General features: G+C 73.9%; 12 protein-coding genes. 7 read left to right on the top strand and 5 right to left on the bottom strand.

Annotated features, from left to right (window positions below):
• Positions 1-167: 167 nt before the first annotated feature.
• The 3 genes from ACIQTO_RS20285 (at position 168) to ACIQTO_RS20275 (ending at position 4107) form a co-directional block, all read left to right on the top strand.
• Positions 168-1715 (top strand): CHAD domain-containing protein, encoded by a 1548-nt coding sequence (locus ACIQTO_RS20285; protein WP_402389653.1) that lies wholly within the window; start codon positions 168-170, stop codon positions 1713-1715.
• A gap of 402 nt (positions 1716-2117) precedes the next feature.
• The gene (locus ACIQTO_RS20280) at positions 2118-3107 is read left to right on the top strand and encodes a YihY/virulence factor BrkB family protein (protein WP_402389650.1); all 990 of its coding nucleotides are present in this window, start codon (positions 2118-2120) and stop codon (positions 3105-3107) included.
• 466 nt (positions 3108-3573) lie between these two features.
• Positions 3574-4107, top strand: a complete 534-nt coding sequence (locus ACIQTO_RS20275; protein WP_402389647.1) for a hypothetical protein — start codon at positions 3574-3576, stop codon at positions 4105-4107.
• Between the two features lie 122 nt (positions 4108-4229).
• On the opposite strand, the gene ACIQTO_RS20270 is transcribed toward ACIQTO_RS20275, so the two are convergent.
• From ACIQTO_RS20270 to ACIQTO_RS20260, 3 genes are all read right to left on the bottom strand, one after another.
• Positions 4230-6083, bottom strand: a complete 1854-nt coding sequence (locus tag ACIQTO_RS20270) for a S8 family serine peptidase (protein WP_402389645.1) — start codon at positions 6081-6083, stop codon at positions 4230-4232.
• Positions 6084-6331: 248 nt separating this feature from the next.
• Positions 6332-7084: a thioesterase II family protein gene (locus ACIQTO_RS20265; protein WP_402389643.1), complete on the bottom strand. Its 753-nt coding sequence runs from the start codon at positions 7082-7084 to the stop codon at positions 6332-6334.
• 150 nt (positions 7085-7234) lie between these two features.
• Positions 7235-7900, bottom strand: a complete 666-nt coding sequence (locus ACIQTO_RS20260) for an AAA family ATPase (protein ID WP_402389641.1) — start codon at positions 7898-7900, stop codon at positions 7235-7237.
• A 466-nt stretch (positions 7901-8366) separates the two neighbouring features.
• On the opposite strand from ACIQTO_RS20260, the gene ACIQTO_RS20255 reads away from it, so the two are divergent.
• From ACIQTO_RS20255 to ACIQTO_RS20240, 4 genes are all read left to right on the top strand, one after another.
• Positions 8367-8552, top strand: a complete 186-nt coding sequence (locus ACIQTO_RS20255) for a hypothetical protein (protein WP_402389638.1) — start codon at positions 8367-8369, stop codon at positions 8550-8552.
• 97 nt (positions 8553-8649) lie between these two features.
• A complete protein-coding gene (locus ACIQTO_RS20250; RefSeq protein WP_402389634.1) occupies positions 8650-9714 on the top strand; it encodes a TIGR04222 domain-containing membrane protein in 1065 nt (354 codons plus the stop codon).
• Positions 9715-9936: 222 nt separating this feature from the next.
• Positions 9937-10746: an aldolase gene (locus ACIQTO_RS20245; RefSeq protein WP_402389632.1), complete on the top strand. Its 810-nt coding sequence runs from the start codon at positions 9937-9939 to the stop codon at positions 10744-10746.
• A 1-nt stretch (position 10747) separates the two neighbouring features.
• Complete coding sequence (locus tag ACIQTO_RS20240; protein WP_402389629.1) at positions 10748-11635, top strand: dihydrodipicolinate synthase family protein; 888 nt, start codon at positions 10748-10750, stop codon at positions 11633-11635.
• A 7-nt stretch (positions 11636-11642) separates the two neighbouring features.
• On the opposite strand, the gene ACIQTO_RS20235 is transcribed toward ACIQTO_RS20240, so the two are convergent.
• Complete coding sequence (locus ACIQTO_RS20235; protein ID WP_402389627.1) at positions 11643-12218, bottom strand: helix-turn-helix domain-containing protein; 576 nt, start codon at positions 12216-12218, stop codon at positions 11643-11645.
• A 92-nt stretch (positions 12219-12310) separates the two neighbouring features.
• Positions 12311-13300 carry an ABC transporter ATP-binding protein gene (locus tag ACIQTO_RS20230; protein WP_402389624.1) on the bottom strand — a complete coding sequence of 330 codons (990 nt, stop codon included), beginning with the start codon at positions 13298-13300 and terminating at the stop codon, positions 12311-12313.
• Positions 13301-13445 lie beyond the last annotated feature (145 nt).

Here is a 13445-nt window from a genome sequence, read left to right as displayed (position 1 = left end):
GGCCTGCTCCGCGGTGTCGATTCGTGATCACCTGGGTGCGGGTAGTCCTGACGACCGACGGTTCGTCCGCCCGTGGCCGGCTCGCGACTCCGCCCGGGGACGGCCGGGTCACCGGATTTTCCAGCGCCGCTGCGCGTGACCGCGGCCCGGGCGGGAAGGCGCGGGACATGAGCGCGAAGCACCTGGAAACGGAACGCAAGTTCGACGGCACAGCGGCATTGCCGTCGCTCGAACTGCCGGGCGTCGCGAAGGTCGTGCCCCGCGATCCGCAGGACCTGGACGCCGTCTACTACGACACCGCCGACCTGGATCTGCTGAGCAGGCAGATCACCCTGCGGCGCCGCACCGGCGGCCGGGATCCGGGCTGGCATCTCAAACTGCCGACCGACACGGACAGCCGCGAGGAGATCCACGCGCCACTGGAGGCCGGCACCCCGGACGGGGCACCCGCGGCACTGGCCGCGCGCGTCGCGGTCTTCCTGCGAGGCGACGCACTGGTGCCCGTGGTCCGCCTTCGGACGCACCGTCGGCGCGAGCTCCTGCTCGACCAGCGGGGAAAGCCGCTGGCAGAGCTGGCGGAGGACCAGGTGGAGGCCCGGATCCTCGGCCCCGCCCCGGCCCTCGGCCCGTCCGGAGACACCGCTCCCCACGGCACCCACGCGCGGGACACCAGCTGGACCGAGGTCGAGATCGAGCTCGAAGACGGCGACACCGCGCTGCTCGACAGTGTCGAGCAGGCGCTCACCGCAGCCGGTCTGGGGCGCGCCGGCTACCCGTCCAAGCTGGCCCGCGCACTCCAGGGCGCCCCGAAGCCGACCCGCGGGCGCGCACCGCTGCGAAGGGGTACGCCGGGCGGGTCGGTAACCGGGCGGATCAGGGAGCTGGTGGACGAGCTGCTCACCCTCGATCCGGGCGTCCGCCTCGACGAACCGGACTCGGTGCACCGGATGCGCGTCACAGCCCGGCGGTTGCGGAGCACCCTCAAGGCACACCGCCGGCTCTTCGACCACGGCCGCGCCGACGCGCTGGCCACCGAGATCCGCTGGCTCGGACGCTCGCTCGGCACCGCACGGGACCAGGAGGTACTGGGAGAGCACCTGGTCAGCGCCCTGGACGCGCTGCCCGACCGGCTTCGGCGCGGCTCCTCGCGCGGTGACGTCTCGGCGTACTACGCCCGCGCGTACCGGCAGGCCTGGGAACAGGTGATCCGCGACCTCGGCAGCGTGCGCTACCACAGCCTCCTGAACGAGCTGGAGGCATTCGCCGCCGATCCCCCACTGACCGCACGAGCCGACCGGAACAAGCCGCGCAGGCGGCTGTCCCGAACGCTGCGCCAAGAACAGCGGCGGACCCTGAAACGGCTCGACACGGCCCTCGGACTCGACACCGGGCCCGCGCGCGACGCCGCACTGCACGACGCCCGCAAGGCGGCCAAGCGGGCCCGCTACGCCGCCGAGGCGGCCCGCCCCGCCGCCCCGAAGCGCGCCCGGAAGTTCGAGAAGCGGATGAAACGGCTCCAGCGCGTGCTCGGCGGACACCAGGACACCGTCGTGGCCCGGCAGGCCCTGCTGGACCGCCCGGGGGTGGGCGAGGATCACGCGTTCACCAGCGGCGTCCTCTACGCGATGCAGCAGCGGGACGCCGAGCAGACCGAACACCTGCTGCCCGCGCTGCGCCGTCGTGTGAGCGGGCCGCACCTCGCCCGACTCACCTGACCCGCCTTCCGGGCGGACGGCCTCGGCCGCCCCCGCCGCGGGCGGGCCCGCCGGGCTCGGCGAGGCGCCGATGCGCGAGCGTCCCAGGTCCGAACGACCTGAGGGGGCGCACTTCCCCTGCGGAGCGAGTCCGAACCGGAGCAGCGGCACCCCTGCTCGCGGGCGCCGCGCGGCGCACCGTCGATCCCGTGCGGTTCCGCCGGTTCCGCCGGTTCCGCCGGTCCCATCGTGCCCGCCTCCCGCGCCGTCGCCGTAGCTGACACCGACGAGGGTGCCCCGCGCTTCGGGCACGGCCAACGCCCGAGCGCCTGGCCGGCGTCCCCGGTGTGTGTGGCCCTGGCGCCTGCGGGCAGACGCACCGACGTGAACCCGATCGAACGAACCCTGCGCGCAGTCGACCGTGTGCAGCAGCGCCGACGCGCCGCGGGCCTGGTCGTCGGGGTCATCAAGAAGTACGGCGACGACCGCGGCGGACTACTCGCCGCGCTGATCACCTACTACGGATTCGTGGCCCTGATCCCGCTGCTGCTCCTGCTCAGCACCGCGCTCGGCTTCGTACTGAACGGCCACCCCGGCGCCCAGCAGGCGGTCCTCGACTCCGCGCTCGCCGACTTCCCGATCATCGGCGACCAACTGCGCCAGAACATCCACTCCCTGCAGGGCAGCGGGCTGGCGCTGGTCATCGGCGTGCTCGGGCTGCTGTACGGCGCGCTCGGCATCGCCCAGGTACTCCAGCACGCGATGGCCGAGATCTGGAACGTCCCCGGGGTGCGGCGGCCGGGGTACTGGCCCCGGCTGGGCCGCAGCCTGCTGCTGTTCGCGGTCCTCACCGCCGGGCTGCTGCTGACCACCGCGGCGGGCGCGCTGCTCGGCTCCACGTTGGCCGGAACACCCGCCCGCGTCGGAGGCCTGGTCGTCTCCGCCGTACTGAACGCCACCCTGTGCCTGGCCTGCTTCCGGGTGCTCACCCCGAAGGCGATCCCCACCAGGGCACTATGGCCCGGCTGTGTACTGGCCGGGCCACTGTTCACCGTCCTCCAGGCCTTCGGATCACTGCTCGTCACGCACGAGCTGCGCCACGCCGGCCAGATCTACGGCTTCTTCGCCACCGTGATCGGCCTGCTCTCGTGGATCTACCTCGCCGCCCAGATCACCGTGTACGCGGCCGAGACGAACGCGGTGCTCTTCCACCGGCTCTGGCCTCGCAGCATCCTCCAGCCCCCGCTCACCGAGGCGGACGAGGAGGTCCTCGCGTCCGTCGCCCGGCAGGAGGAACGCCGCCCCGAGGAGCGGGTGGACGTCTCCTTCGGCGAGCCGGAGGAGACACCGGAGCAGGGTGGGCCGGAGCAGGGTGGGCCGGAGCAGGACCGCGACGGAACCGACCGGTCCTGAGGATGCGCGATGGTGCGACCACCGACGAACCGACCGGGCGCCCGGCGAAACGGGGAACACGGGAAGGCCGTCATGGGCGACTCCTTCATCCGCAACACCGCCCCGCATCGGATGGACGGGCCCCCACCACGCAGTGGTCATGGCTCTTCCTGGCGAGCCGGGTCCGAGGCGGCCCCGACGTGGATCTTCCACGTCGGCGTCGGGCCGGCCGTCCACTGGAAACCGCCGTCCAGTCGGCGGGTGATCAGGGTTTGCCGAGCCGGCTCCGGGTAGAAGCCTGGCGCGGCTCATGCCGTCGGTCAGGCCATTCATCGGGTCCCGGGCACGCAGCCCGGGACTCCCCTACCGCGTTGCGTCCAAGGCGCCTGCCGGGCAGCGGCCGCTGGTCAACCTACCCCGCCGGCCGGGGGACCCTCCGCTCACCTGCTGGGCACCCCCACGACCGGCCTCATTGGGAGGAGCCGTAGTGTCTCCCCAGCTCCTGGCCGAGCCCCTGCACATCTACCTGAACGATCACCTGACCGGCGCGTTCGGCGGCGCAGCGCTTGCCGCCCGCATGGCCCGCGCCCATCCTGACAGCCGCCGCGCGGGGGACCTGCGACGTCTGGCCCGCGACATCGAACAGGACCGCAACGCCCTCGTCCGGATCATGAACCGCCTGGGTGTGCCCGTACGGCATTACCGGACCTGGCTCGGCCTCGCCGGTGAACGCCTCGGCCGCCTCAAGCCCAACGGGACCGTCGTGCGCCGCGCCCCGCTCAGCGACCTGATCGAACTGGAGGCGCTGCGCGCCGGCGTGGAGGGAAAAGCCGCGCTGTGGGGGGCACTGCGCACGATCGCCGACACCGATCCGCGCCTTGACCAGGCGGACCTGGACCGCCTCTCCGACCGGGCCGCCGACCAGGCCCGCACGCTGAGCGGCTGGCACCGAGTCGTCAGCGCCGCCGTCCTCACGCCCCACCCCGGCGCGGGCACCACCCCGCGCCGTGACGCTCTGTGATTGCGGGCAGGGTCGATGCTTGAATCCCCGCCTGGGGAGGGTCGCGCGCCCGTGCTCCGCCGCCCGGTGGGCGACGGAGCACGGGTCGTCGGTGCGGCAGGGCCCGTCGGTGCGGGGCGGGATCAGAAGGTGAGGTTCCAGGCGTCGATCGTGCCGGTGTCGCCCGAGGCGCCGTCCTTGACCCGGAGCTTCCAGGTGCCGTTGGCCGCGCTCGCGGAGGCGTTCACGGTGTAGGTCTTGGCGACGTTGTCGGCGCTGTCGCTGTTCGCGAAGTCCTCCAGCAGGTAGACCGTGCCGTCGGGGGCGACCAGCGAGATCACCAGGTCACCGCGGTAGGTGTGCTTGATGTCCACGCCGACCTTCAGGGTGGCGGGGGCGTTGCCGGTGACGCCGGTGACGGCGATCGGGCTGTCCACGGTGGCGTTGTCGGTGATCGCCGCGTCCGTCAGGTTCTCGAAGTACTTTCCGGTGGGCGGTGTGGTGGTGCCGTTGACCGCCTTCAGCGCGTCGACCTGGCCCTCACCGAAGAAGGCGTTGGTGGCGGTGGTGCCGGTGCAGCGGCTGTCCGAGCCGGGGCAGGCCACGTCATTGGCCTGAGTGGCGAGGCGGGCCCGGAGGCCGGCCGGGGTGAGCGTCGGGTCGGCGCTCACGAGCAGCGCGGCCACACCGGTGACGTGCGGGGAGGCCATCGACGTCCCGCTCTTGGTGCCGTACTTGCCGCCGGGCAGGGTCGAGTAGACGCCGTTGGCGCCGTCGCCACCGGGCGCCGCGACGTCGATGACGCCCTTGCCGAAGTTGGAGTAGGAGGCCTTGACGCTGCCACTGCCCATCGCGGCGACGGTCACCACACCGGGGAGTTCGGTCGGGATGTCGAGGCAGGCGTTGGTGATCGTCCGGGTGACCGCGGTCGAGTCGTTGGGGCTCTCGCTGTCGGTCGTCTTGTTGGCCAGGTCGTAGTTCGAGTTGCCGGCCGCGGCGACCTGGAGCGAGCCCTTGCCCTCGGCGTACTCCTGGGCGCGCCGGACGCCCTCGATGATGGCCGCCTGGTCGACGTTGTCCGGGCAGTTGAACTGCCACGGGTCGGTGTAGTAGCTGTTGTTGGTCACCTTGAAGCCGTGGTCGCCGGCCCAGACGAAGCCGCACACGGTGTTCTCGGCGTAGAAGAGGGTACTGGTCGGCTCGGCTATCCGGACCGAGGCGATCTTCACACCGGGGGCGACACCGATGACACCCTTGCCGTTCTTGGCCGCCGCTATGGTGCCCGCCACGTGGGTGCCGTGGGTGTCCACGTCCCGCCAGGCGCCGGTGCGGGTGTCGGCCTTGCCGTAGGCGCAGGAGGCCGAGTCGGCGGCGTCGAAGTTCGGCGCGAGGTCCTGGTGCTGGTCGTCCACACCGGTGTCGAGGACGCCGACCTTGACGGTGGGCGAGCCGGTGGTGACGGCCCACGCCTGGTCGGCCTTGATCTGGGTCATGTCCCAGCGGTTCGACTCGGTGAGGGTGGTGGCCGACTGGGCGGGGTTGGCGGGCAGCGCGGGGTTGTACGCGTCGGCCGGCACGTCCGAGGTGCGGGTCGCGCCGACCTGCTGGATCCCGGCCACCCCGCGCAGCGCGGCCGCGAAGCCGGCCGAGGTGGAGTGGGCGACGGTCACGCCGATCGCGTCGTACGCGGCGAAGACCGTGCCGCCGTTGGCGGTGACGGCGCTCTTGGCGGCGGCGATGTCGGCGGGCGCGCTGATCACCAGGTAGGCGCGGGTCCCGGCCGCCCAACCGGCGGCCACCTGCGGGGCGGTGGCGGCAGCGGGCGCCGCGACGGCGGTCGGCACGCCGGCGGCGGCGGGCGCCTCGGCGGCGGCGGGGGTGGCGGCCGTGGTGGGGGCGGCGGCGGCCGTCACGGCGGGGGCGGCCAGCGCCAGCGCCGAGAGAACGGCGAACGCGGCGGCCGGGCGACCGAGCCGCCGGGATATCAGGGGTGACACGTGTGTCCTCCGATCGGCCCGTGCGTGAGGGGTTCGCACGGAGTTTGAACGCAACATGCCAGATCAGTGAGCACTTGGGGAAGGCTTTACGCATGACGACTTGTCACAACCGTGTCAACTTTTGATGTCGCGCCGGCCGCGCCCGTACTCCGGACCGGTGTCCGCCCGCCCCGAAGGGGCCGCCACCGGGCGCGCGGCCCGGCCGGGAGACGGCGGCACGCGCTGCCGCCTCCGGGCCGGTCGGCCGCTCACCCCCTGAGGTGCGCGGCCACCACCTCCAGCACCGCGTCCCGCTGTTCGGCCAGGTAGAAGTGGCCCCCCGGGAAGACCTTCAGCTCGAAGGCGGCGCTGGTGTGCCGGGCCCAGTCACCGGCCTGCTCCAGGGTGGTGCGCGCGTCCACGTCCCCGGTCAGCGCGGTGATCGGCTGCGGGACGACGGCGTCCGGCGCGGACCGGTACGTCTCGATCGCGGTGTAGTCACTGCGCAGCGCCGGCAGGATGACGGCCCGCAACTCCGGGTCGGCCAGGAGCCGTTCGTCGGTTCCACCGAGCTCGGACACCTCGGCGAGCAGCCCGTCGTCGGGGAGCCGGTACACGGCCGAATCCCGGGGCCAGGAGGGCGCGCGGCTGCCGGAGACGAACAGGTGGTCCGGCCCGGCCACGCCGTCGCGGTCGAAGCGGCGGGCGACCTCGAAGCAGACGGCCGCGCCCATGCTGTGCCCGAAGAAGGTCAGCGGCCGGTCCGCCCAGGGCAGCAGCACCTCGTACACCCGGTCCGCGAGCACCCCGACCGAGTCGATCCCGGGCTCGCCGAACCTGTCCTGCCGGCCGGGGTACTGCACGGCCAGCACGTCGGCGTACGGCGCCAGGGCGGCGGCGTAGTCGACGAAGTAGCTCGCCGACCCGCCCGCGTGCGGAAAGCAGACGACCCGGGCGGGCGCCGCGTCGGCGGGGCGGAAACGGCGGAACCACGGGCTCTCGACGGTGGTACTGCGGGCCATGCGGGACACTCCCTGAGAACGGATCAGCTGCTGCTCTTCCTCCCCAGTCTCCCCTGCCGCCCCACCGGGCACCACGACCCGCCTGGCGCGGTGCTCCGGCCGTCGGCCCGGCCGCGCCGCCGACCTCCGGAACCGCCCCCGCCCGGTCGCCTAGGGGCCGAAGTGGACGGCGGCGGCGCGCTCCCGGGACACCCGGTCGAGCAGCAGGACCGAGGCGGCCTCCGGGGTGGGCGTCGGGGCCTCGCCCCGGGCATGCCGGGTGAACGCCGCGAGCAGCCGGTCGAGGCCCGTGCGGTGGCGCGCGAAGGCGCGGCGCGGGGCCCAGCGGCCGCGCTCCCGCTGGCCGGCGAGGGCGGTGGCGGCGCCGACGTCCAGCAGGACGAGGTGCAGTTCGCGCCCCCGGCGGGCGGCCGCGCCGGACAGCCAGCGGCGCATCCAGGCCCGGCTGCCGCAGTCGTGCACCAGCAGCGGACCGCCCCGGCGGACGGAGGCGCGCAGCAGGCGGAAGTGCTCCACCCGGGCCCACGGCCGGTAGACCGCGTACGGCAGGGCGGCCGGCATCACCGCCGCACAGGCCTCGTGGACGGCCCGGGGGTCGACGGTGGCGGCCGCCCGGGTCCGGGACCAGCGGCGCAACAGGGTGCTCTTGCCGCTGCCGGGGAGTCCGGAGATCACCACGACGGCGTCCGGCGGGTAGTGGACGGTGAAGGCCGCGCCGGCCGCGCCCCTGAGGTCGACCAGGCCTCGCGGTTCCATCCCCGTCTGCGCCCCCTGCCGTACCGCGGTCCGCCCGCCCGTCGTGGTCGGCCTGTCCATGGTGCTCACTCATCCCCGTCGGTGCTCGACCTGGAACGATAACAACACCGACCGCCTGCCGGAGCGCGCGGTCCCCCGTCCGTTCCGCCCCTGGCCCGTTCCCCGGACGACACGATGAGGTGATGGGCGGTCAGTTCGGTTCGGACGCCGGAACAGCCGGACGGACGGGAACGGGCGGACGGTGCCACCGAGCGGGCGGGCGGCGCCACCGAGCGGGCGGACGAGCCGCGCCGGGAGCGGGTGCGCCGGGAGTGCCGGCAGCGGCCGTCCGAAAGAGGCGCACGGACGTACCAGGGGCGCAGGTCGGCGAGCCCCCGCGCGCCGCCAATGCTTCGACCGCCCGCGCACGCGACCACACCCACGGCGGGCGCACCACGGAACCGCCCGTGGACACTCGACCCTGCGGGGCGTCCTGCCGATATCCCCGGCACAACTCCCGTCGCACCGCCCTCCGGAGGCACCTGTCGTGACCTGGCTCCGCGTCCTGACCGCGCTCGGCATCCTCGCCGCGGCGGCCAGCGCCCTGCTCGTCTTCGCCCTCTGCACCGCCGCCGCCCGGGGCGACCGCGGCAGCCGGGAGGACCCGCAACGGGACCTGCGCGCGGACGCCGAGCGCAGCGGGCTGATCCGGCGCCCGGGCGGCGACCGCTGAACACTGCCACACACCCCCAAAGCCCTTGCGGGGAAGGGCTGGTGACGAGACCCTCACATAACGGGCGCGCGGGGCGCCGCGGCAGGGGGGCCGGCGGGTGTGGTGTGACAGGTACGTCTGGATCGCGGCCGGGCTGACGCTGGCGGCCTGGGCCATCGGCCTCGGGGGCGCGCTGGCGAGGGACCACGCCGTCGACCGGGCAGACATCCTGCGCCGCGATCTGTCGCTGCTCGACGTGGCCTTCCTGGCCGGCGGTCCGGGCCGAGTGGTGGACACCGTCCTGGTCACGATGGAGGGTCAGGGGCGGCTCGTGGTCTCCCGGGCGGGCCGGGTCACCCTGACGGACGCCGGAGCCGGCGGAACCGCTGACGGGACCGCGGCGGCCGACCCGGTCGAGCAGGCGCTGATCACGGCCGTCGGCCCGCTGCGCGGCGCCGAGCTCACCACCCTGCGGGCGGCGGTCGCGCGCAGCGCCGCCGTCCAGGGCATCGGCGACCGGCTGGAGGCGGACCGGCTGCTGATCGGCCGCTCGCTGCGGCGCCGCTACGCCCGGACCCGGCAGGTGGTGCTGGCCGCACCCCTGGCTCCCGCCCTGGTGCTCGGCGTCGCCGGGGCGGTCGCCCTGATCGACGGCTCCGCGCACCGGCCGACCTGGTGGGTGCTGCTGATCGTGATCGCGGCCGCCGCGGCCATGGCGCTGCTCGTCCGGCTGGTCGGCCCCGGGCGGGACCGGGTCCCGGTCTGGGTGCGCCGCGAGCTCTACCAGATCCGCAGGACGACCGTCCGCTCGACGCCGAAGGTGCGGCCGCACATCGCCACGGAGGTGGTGTCCGTGGCAGGGCTGACACTCCTCGGCGCGGTGGCGGTCAACGGCGCGCTGTCGGTGGCGGATCCGGCACTCCAGACCGCGCTGCTCACCGCCTCGACGCAGGAGGAGGCGGTGCGGGCCCAGGCCGCGTCCGGCACCGGCCGGCAGTCCGGCGACGGCGGTGCGGGCGCCGGCGGCTGGTGCGGGAGCGGCGGCGGCGATTCGGGCGCGGGCCACGGGTGCGGGGCGTCCGCCTGCGGCGGCTCGGGGTGCGGGGGGTCCTCCGGCTGCGGGGGCGGCTCGGGTTGCGGGGGCGGCTGCGGGGGCTGCGGGGGGTGCGGCGGCGGCCTCTGACCCCGGGGCGGGCCGGACGCCCGGGCGGGAACGGCACGGCGGACCGGGGCGCGCGAGGCACCCGGCCGTCTCACCACCGGGCGATGTCGACGCAAGGACACAAGGTGTCCTATGGTGAACGACGTGTCCATCCCGCGGTTCCCCGGCGGGTGACACGGCGCCGGCGCCGGCCCGACGGCCGCGCCGCGCCCGGGCGTTCCCGAACGAAGGAGAAGCACGGCCATGGCAGAGACCCTCGCCGCCGCCAAGGCGGACCTGGTGGACCTCGCCCACCGGAGAATGCTGACCGCCATCCCCGACAACGACTGGACGATCAGGCAGAAGCTCGCGCTCACCTGCCGGATCCTGTTCGACGCCGGCCACGACTCCGGGCTGGCCGGCCAGATCACCGCCCGCGCCGAACAGCCCGGCACCTACTACACCCAGCGGCTGGGCCTGGGCTTCGACGAGATCACCGAGTCCAACCTGCTGCTGGTGGACGAGGACCTCAACGTGCTGGCGGGCGAGGGGATGGCCAACCCCGCCAACCGCTTCCACAGTTGGGTGTACCGGGCCCGCCCGGACGTCACCTGCATCATCCACACCCACCCGCTGCACATCTCCGCGCTGTCGATGCTGGAGAAGCCCCTGGTCGTCTCGCACATGGACCTCTGCCCGCTCTACGACGACTGCGCGTTCCTGGAGACCTGGCCCGGCATCCCGGTCGGCAACGAGGAGGGCGAGATCATCACCGCCGCGCTCGGCGACAAGCGCGCACTGCTCCTGGCCCACCACGGGCAACTGGTGGCCACCGGCACCGTCGAGGAGTCCTGCGTCCTCGCCGTGCTGTTCGAGCGGGCCGCCGAACTCCAGTTGCTGGCCTCGGCCGCCGGCCGGATCCGGGAGATCCCCGACCTCCTGGCCCGTGAGGCGCACGACTGGATCTCCACCCCCAAGCGCGGCCAGGCCTCCTTCGGCTACTACGCCCGCCGCGCCCTGCGGGCCGGCCACGGCGACGCGCTCGACACCTTCGCCCCGGAAGGCGGTTCCTGACATGGCCGGTCCGACCCTGGAGGGGATCATCGCCTACCCGGTGACCCCGTTCTCCCCCGCCGACGGCGGTCTCGACACCGCCCGCCTCACCACCCTGATCGACCGCCTGGTCGACGCCGGCTGCCACGCCGTGGCACCGCTCGGCTCGACCGGGGAGAGCGCCTACCTGGACGACCAGGAGTGGTTCACCGCCGCCGAGGCCTCGGTGGCGGCGGTGGCCGGGCGGGTGCCCACCGTGGTCGGCATCGCCGACCTCACCACCCGCAACGCCGTCCGCCGGGCCCGGTTCGCCGAACAGGTGGGCGCCGACGCGGTGATGGTCCTGCCGCTGTCGTACTGGAAGCTGGACGAGCGCGAGATCACCCGCCACTTCACCGAGGTCGCGGGCGCGGTCTCCATCCCCGTGATGATCTACAACAACCCCGCCACCAGCGGTGTCGACCTCTCCCCCGAGCTGATGGTCGAGCTGGTCGAACGGGTCGAGAACATCACCATGGTGAAGGAGAGCAGCGGTGATGTGCAGCGGATGCACCGCCTCACCCAACTGACCGGTGGCGAGCTGCCGTTCTTCAACGGCAGCAACCCGCTGGCACTGGAGGCGTTCGCCGCCGGCGCGGCCGGCTGGTGCACCGCCGCGCCGTGCCTGATACCCGGGGCGGTCCTGGAACTGCACCGGGCGGTACGGGTCGGCGACCTGGACGCCGCCCGCCAGGCCTTCTACCGCCAGCTGCCCGTCCTGCAGTTCATCCTCCGGGGCGGCCTGCCCAGCACGATCAAGGCCGGACTGGCCCTGCGCGGCCTGGACGTCGGGCAGCCGCGCCGGCCGCTGCTGCCCCTGGACGACGCGCGCACGCGCCACCTGGCCGAACTGCTCGAGTCCCTGGACTGACCCGCCGTCAGGGCAGGCTGGGCACCCGGTCCGACGGGCCGGCCGGGTCGTCGTGGATCACCACGAGGATCGCGGCCGGCTCCGGGCCGGTGCTCCGGCAGCGGTGCGGCAGCGCCGAGTTGAAGTACACGCTGTCCCCCGGCGCGAGCTCGACCGTCCGCTCGGGGAACTCCAGCTCGACCGTCCCGGCATGGACGAAGAAGAACTCCTCACCCGCGTGGGACTTGAAGGGCGAATCACCCGGTTCGACCGGCGGGTACATCATGAACGGCACCATCCGCTTGCCGCTGAGGCCGGTCGCGATGCCCTCGTAGTGCGGGGCGCCGCGGCCGGCGCCGCCGGCCATCGGCGTCCGCTCACCGGCCAGGACCACCGTGACCAGCTCGGGCTCCACGTCCTCGGAGAACAGCCGGCCGACATCGACGTTCAGCGCGTGCGCCAGCTTGAGGGCGGTCGAGATGGAGGGATCACTGAGCCCCCGCTCCACTTTGGAGAGGTAGCTCTTGGTCACCCCGACCCGCGCCGCCAGCGCCTCCAGGCTCAGCCGGTTCTGCTTCCTCAGCACTCTCACTCGGCTGCTCATGCGGCACCTCTCACCCCGGAACGTCCGGTTCAGTATCCCACCGCCGCCCGGCCCCGGTGCCGTGGGGCCGAGCAGCGGTCCGGCCCCGTCCGTCAGTGACCGGCGATGTCGTCCGGGCGGACGGCGATGTGGTCGGCGCCCAGGTCGACGGCGACCCGGTGCTCCATCCCCAGGGCCTCCAGGAACTTCACCGGCAGCTGCACCCGCCCGGTCCGGTCGAGCATCACGTACTCGCGCTCGTTCACGGACTCCTCGCCGTGCTCGTCCGTCACCGTCCGGCGCAGCACCTCGCTGCTGGTGCGGCCGTCGCGGATGGCGACGGTGCGGCGGACCTCGGTGGCGACCATGGGGTCGTGGGTGACGATCACGACGGTCGCGCCCAGCTCCCGGTTGACGGTCCGGAAGGCCTCGAAGATCCCGGCCGCGGTCTCGGAGTCGAGTTCACCGGTCGGCTCGTCGGCGAGCAGGACGGGCGGGTTGTTGGCCATGCCCACCGCGATGGCCACCCGCTGCTGCTGGCCGCCGGAGAGCTCCGCGGGCCGCCGGTGGGCGAGGTCGCCCAGGTCCATCGCCTCCAGGAGCTCCGCCACCCGGGCCGACTGCCGCTTGGCGCGCGCCGCACCACCGGAGCGGCCGCGCAGCTGCATCGGCAGGGCGATGTTCTCGGCGGCGGTCAGGAAGGGGAGGAGGTTGCGGGCGGTCTGCTGCCAGATGAAGCCCACCACCTCGCGGCGGTAGCGCAGCCGCTCCCGGGCCGACATCTCCAGCAGGTCGCAGCCGGCGACGGTGGCCGTCCCGGCGGTCGGTACGTCCAGCCCGGCCAGAATCGTCAGCAGCGTCGACTTGCCGCTGCCGGACGCGCCCACCAGAGCCACCAGGTCACCCTGACGGATCGTCAACTCCAGCCCCTGCAGCGCCTGTACCTCCACGCCCTCGGCGCTGAAGATCCGCACCAACCGCTCGCAGACGATCGCCGCGTCCCCCGCGGCCACCCGCGGCGCCGCGGCCGCCAGCGCCCGCTGCCGCAACTCGTCGAGCGTCGGGACCTCGACGACCGCCCCGCCCTCGGACACACTGCTCACCACTGATCTCCTGTCGCCGCCGCGCCTGGGCGCGCTCCTGGTCGCGATTGCCGCGAGTCGGTTCCCTTGCCGACCGTCCGGCCGGCTGCCCCGCCGTCGGCCGGTGGCCGGGCGGGCCGGGCTGACCGAGCCGGCCCGGCCGACC

The sequence above is a fragment of the Kitasatospora sp. NPDC091207 genome (genome assembly GCF_044768625.1).
In the GTDB taxonomy this organism is placed as follows: Bacteria; Actinomycetota; Actinomycetes; order Streptomycetales; family Streptomycetaceae; genus Kitasatospora.
The sequence above is the reverse complement of the archived record's forward strand: the minus strand, read 5'-3'. Positions and strand labels throughout refer to the sequence as shown.